We start from the raw sequence: 5,088 nt of genomic DNA on the forward strand, positions 1-5,088 counted from the left end.
GATAGCATAAATAAAAAAAGGAGCCCCAATGCGTAACTTTACTTCTAAGCAAGATTTCTGTTCATGGTTGAATGAGTTCGAGTCACCAATCCTCATCCCAGAGTGGGCGCTACACCAAAATATTGTATCGGTTGATCCGCGTGGGTCATTTGTTATTACCTTGCCTTTTGCTGCCAATCAGCTCGCGGTTGAACTGGAACAGTGGATCCACTCCCAGATTGAACAGCAACTTGTTAGCGCTTTTCAGTTTGAAGTAAAAGTGAAGCCGTCTGCGCTAGAAACAACAGTCGCGACACCTTTGAAGGGCGTTAAGAACATTATCGCCGTGACGTCGGCAAAGGGTGGGGTGGGTAAATCGACAACTTCGGTAAACCTTGCGCTTGCGTTATCTAAGTCAGGTTCAAAAGTGGGCTTGTTGGATGCGGATATCTATGGTCCATCTGTGCCGATGATGCTCGGTCAACTGGATGCAAAGCCAGAAGTGCAGAACAACAAATGGATGATGCCAATCGAGGCGCACGGCATTTTTACGCATTCTATTGGCTATCTTGTGTCGAAAGATGATGCTGCAATCTGGCGTGGCCCAATGGCAGCGAAGGCTTTAGGTCAGCTCGTGAATGAAACCGTATGGCCAGAATTGGATTACCTTGTTATCGACATGCCACCGGGTACGGGTGATATTCAGCTAACGCTTTCGCAGCAGATCCCAGTGACGGGCGCGGTTGTGGTGACCACCCCTCAAGATTTGGCATTAGCCGATGCGCGTAAAGGTGTGGCAATGTTTGATAAAGTGAGCGTGCCAGTGGCAGGCTTAGTGGAAAACATGAGCTACCATATCTGTAGCCACTGTGGCGAGAAAGAGCATATCTTTGGCGCTGGTGGCGCGGAAGCCATGTCAGAAGAGTTTTACCTCGATATCTTAGCGCAAATTCCGCTGCACATTGATGTACGGGAAGATATTGATGCAGGTTGCCCAACCGTTATACGTCGTCCAGACAGTGAACACACGCGTCATTACTTAGAGCTTGCTGAGAACGTGGCTGCGAAGATGTTCTGGACTGGTAAGGCGAGACCAGAGGCGATTAACTTCTCGATGGTTGAATAGCAATGGCTGATCACAAAGGTGTGTAAATCATGTTTGGGTGAGATAAACAACGGTTGGATTAGGTGGATAGCCATAGGGGGTGTGCATATAGTTGTATTTAAGTTATTTGAAAGCAAACGATTGTTTTAAGTAAATGTATTGAGATCATCAATTTGACTGCAATTAGCTAACATCGCGACTAGAATCTATATGCTTTAGCCCCTATAATCAGGCGGTTTATCTCTTCCCACCACCAAACCATATCGGGTGCAAATTAATGTCTGATAATAATCAATGTGTCATCGTAGGTATCGCTGGCGCTTCAGCTTCAGGAAAAAGCCTGATCGCGAGTACGATTTATAATGAGCTGCGCGAAAAAGTAGGCGACCATCAAATTGGTGTTATCACGGAAGATTGCTATTACAGCGACCAAAGTCACTTGAGTATGGAAGAGCGAGTTAAAACTAACTACGACCACCCAAATGCACTAGATCATGACCTTTTATGCGAACATCTACAGCAGCTAATGAGTGGCAATGCCGTGGAAGTTCCTGAATACAGCTACACAGAGCACACACGCACTTCTGAAACGACTACACTTACTCCTAAGAAAGTGATCATTTTAGAAGGTATTCTGCTTCTGACAGACCCGCGTCTTCGTAAACTAATGCACGCAAGCGTATTTATGGATACACCGTTGGACATCTGTCTACTACGTCGTGTTAAGCGTGATGTAGAAGAGCGTGGTCGAACAATGGATACGGTACTTAAACAATACCAAGAAACAGTACGCCCAATGTTCATGCAGTTTATCGAGCCTTCAAAACAACATGCAGACATCATCGTTCCTCGTGGTGGTAAAAACCGTATTGCGATTGATGTGCTAAAAGCGCATATTGCGAAGTTGTTGAAGTCTTAATCGAATTAAATTTTGCCTAAGTGACTCACTTAGCTTTATTTTTTACCGAATCAGTGGCACTTTTATAGTGCCACTTTCTTTTGGAATCTAAGCAAGGAATATGCGGATGAAGAAACTACTCATTTTCATAGCTGTACCAGTGTTTGTTGTCGTTGCAGCAATTCTGGCACTAGTGCTGTTAGTGAATCCCAACCAATTTAAGCCATTAATTGTCGAACAAGCCCAAAAACACACAGGCCTAGAGCTCGTGATCGAGGGTGATATCAGTTGGCAATTCTTCCCATCTATTGGCTTCGAACTTGGTCAAACTGAATTACGTAACCCTGAAGGGTTCACTCAACCAAACCTGTTTAAGGTTGATACGGTTGGCGTTGATGTTTCGGTTACTCCGCTATTTAGCAATCAACTAGAGATCGGCAATATCACTCTAGATGGTGCAGAATTTTATTTAGAAACGCTTAAAGATGGTCGCAAGAACATCGATGCGCTCACACAAGTGTCTGCTCCTAAGGAGTCTGAACCTGCAGCGGATACAAGTTCTGAAGCAACACCGGCGCCTCAAGAGCAAACTTCTACAGACACATCTGGCTGGACGATCAATCTTGCAGGTGTAACTGTCTCAAACGCATTGTTTGAGATGGACGACAAGCAAGCAGGTTCATTCACTAAGCTATACGATGTGTCTTTGAGTCTTTCTGAGTTTGCCGTTGATACATGGACGACCGCGACGTTTGCGGCTTCTGGTGAAAACAACCAACAGAAGTTCTCTGCAAATGGCAGTGCTGAATTCAAATTAGCGGAAGGCTTTGCAAGCTACGCATTACGAAATATTGACCTTAATGCGAAGTTCAATGATCCAGCAACGTCGATCGAGTCAGCGAAGATTGGCTTAAATACGTTTGAGTTCGATAAGGTTAACCAACTGACTTATGCGGTGATTGGTAATGCTGCTGGTCTTGACCTTGATCTTAAAGGTGGCGGTGACTTAACTGTCGATAGCGCGATCTCAAAAGTTACACTGAACAAGTTAACATTAGACTCAACATTCAAAGGTGAAACGCTTCCTCAATCACCAATGAAAGTGGATATGCTGTCTGACTTAAGCTTTGATCTAACGAAGAGTCACTTGAGCTTTGTGCTAGCGAAGCTGCAAGCTAACGCTATCGCACTAGACGGTAAAGCGGACATCACTTTATCTGAAATACCAAAGGTTCGTTTTTCTCTTCATAGCCCGAACATCGATTTAGATGAGTTCTTAGGCCTAGGTAATACAGAAGAAACAGCGAGCGCTGCGCCTTCTGATTCTGCTGGTGGCTCAACTTCAAATACTACAGCTTCTTCGACGTCAAGCTCAGGTAGCTCGACTTCAAGTTCAGATAACTCGGCTCCTGCGAAAGAAGTAGAACCTGACCTGTCAGCTCTGAAAACGCTCGATGTGAAAGGTAATATCACAATCGATAAGTTCAAGGCGAACAACGCAAAAATGCAGAACGTGAAAACTGCGTTCTCAGTTAACCGTGGTATCGCAGATCTGATATCGTTTACCTCGAATCTTTACCAAGGCTCTATCTCGGCAACAGCACGATTAGATGCACGCAAGACGCCAGCGACTTACACGGCTAAGAAAAAGATTAAAGGCGTAAAAGTACAACCGTTACTGGTTGACGTAGCGAACAACGATACGCTGGAAGGTACCGGTAATATCGATGTTAACGTTAAAGGTAAGAGCTTGACGCCAACAGGAATCAAGAAGAACTTGGTTGGTACTATTGCGATTAACTTTGAAGATGGTGCGGTTAATGGCATCAACATCGCGCAACTGATTAGAGAAAACTACGCTAAGATCAAAGGCGAAAAAGTCGAAAGCAAAGACGAGTCTCAAAAGACAGATTTTAGTGCAATGAAAGCAACACTCAAGGTTGATAAAGGTTGGGTTTCAACGAATGACTTATCGGCACAATCGCCTCTTTTACGCGTGACAGGTCAAGGTAAAGCAAACTTCATCAATGAAACGGTCGACTTCCTGGTTCGCACGTCAATTGTTGGTTCGCTTGAAGGCCAGGGTGGTAAGAGCATTGATGATCTCAAAGATGTGACGATTCCAATTAAGGTAACCGGCCAGTGGGCTGACCCGAAATTTGGGCTTGTTTTTGATGATGTGTTGAAACAGAAAGCTGAAAAAGAGATTGATCGCGGTATTAAGAAACTTGAAGAAAAATACGGTGACAAGATCAAAGATGAGAAAACTAGAGATGCAGTCAATGGTTTACTCAAAGGCTTGTTTAACTAATCGCTATTTTAAATAAATAGCATATAAATAGCATATAAAAAGCGCCATTCCTTATTACGAGGAATGGCGCTTTTGTTTGGCTGCCGATAATACCCAAGAGAGATTCCCTATGAAGCTCGTCCCTCGCATTAGGGAATGACGATAGGTATTAGTGCCTTGTTCAAGGGCGAGACAGTCTAGTGGTCGTCATCCTCGAGAGGGAAGAGTGACCGAGTCGGGGACCTCTGGTTGGAAGGCTGTTACCAATCCACACCTTGCAGAGCTTTAACACCAGACTCAAAAGCGTGTTTAACGTTACGAACTTCAGACACGGTATCGGCCATGTCCGTTAAAGTACGATGCGCTCCACGGCCTGTGATGATCACTGATTGCATTTTAGGACGGTTACTCAGAGCCTCTACCACTTCATCTAGCTCGATGTAGCCATAGCTTACCATGTACGTCAGCTCATCAAACAGAATTACATCAATCGACTCATCAGCTAGCATGCGTTGGCACTCTTTCCATACGCGCTGTGCGGCTTCAATATCTTTCGCCTTATTTTGAGTTTCCCAAGTAAAGCCTGTACCCATCACTTGGAACTCTACATCGAGTTTTTGAAGAACGTTCTTTTCACCGTTATCCCAGGTTCCCTTTACAAACTGAGCAACGGCACATTTCTTACCGTGACCGACTGCACGTGTAATCGTACCGAAACCTGATGTCGATTTCCCTTTCCCGTTGCCAGTAATAACCAATAACAGTCCTTTCACTTCTTGCGCTGCTGCAACACGTGCATCGACTTGCTCTTTTACT

4 protein-coding genes are annotated in these 5,088 nt (G+C 44.7%); 3 read left to right on the forward strand and 1 reads right to left on the reverse strand.

The features are described from left to right. The first annotated feature begins 28 nt into the window (after positions 1-28). The 3 genes from apbC to AB4653_RS14305 all read left to right on the forward strand — a co-directional run bounded on the left by apbC (position 29) and on the right by AB4653_RS14305 (position 4,293). On the forward strand, positions 29-1,105 hold the full coding sequence (gene apbC / locus AB4653_RS14295; RefSeq protein WP_009848619.1) for an iron-sulfur cluster carrier protein ApbC: 1,077 nt from the start codon (positions 29-31) through the stop codon (positions 1,103-1,105). 256 nt (positions 1,106-1,361) lie between these two features. Further along, positions 1,362-2,003 (forward strand): uridine kinase, encoded by a 642-nt coding sequence (gene udk, locus AB4653_RS14300; protein ID WP_004734002.1) that lies wholly within the window; start codon positions 1,362-1,364, stop codon positions 2,001-2,003. A gap of 106 nt (positions 2,004-2,109) precedes the next feature. Beyond that, entirely contained in the window at positions 2,110-4,293 is a 2,184-nt protein-coding gene (locus AB4653_RS14305) for an AsmA family protein (RefSeq protein ID WP_009848618.1), read from the forward strand. 239 nt (positions 4,294-4,532) lie between these two features. Here AB4653_RS14305 and cobO read toward each other — a convergent pair. Continuing rightward, positions 4,533-5,088 (reverse strand): cob(I)yrinic acid a,c-diamide adenosyltransferase (cobO, locus tag AB4653_RS14310; RefSeq protein ID WP_372104522.1); only part of this gene is annotated, 556 nt, incomplete at its 5' end.

Source organism: Vibrio sp. 10N.222.48.A3 (assembly GCF_041475345.1).
Lineage (GTDB): Bacteria > Pseudomonadota > Gammaproteobacteria > Enterobacterales > Vibrionaceae > Vibrio > Vibrio tasmaniensis_A.

Excerpts from the sequence above, each read along its gene's own strand:
- AB4653_RS14305 (WP_009848618.1), top strand. The coding sequence starts at position 2,110 with ATGAAGAAACTACTCATTTTCATAGCTGTACCAGTGTTTGTTGTCGTT.
- apbC (WP_009848619.1), top strand. The coding sequence starts at position 29 with ATGCGTAACTTTACTTCTAAGCAAGATTTCTGTTCATGGTTGAATGAG.
- udk (WP_004734002.1), top strand. The coding sequence starts at position 1,362 with ATGTCTGATAATAATCAATGTGTCATCGTAGGTATCGCTGGCGCTTCA.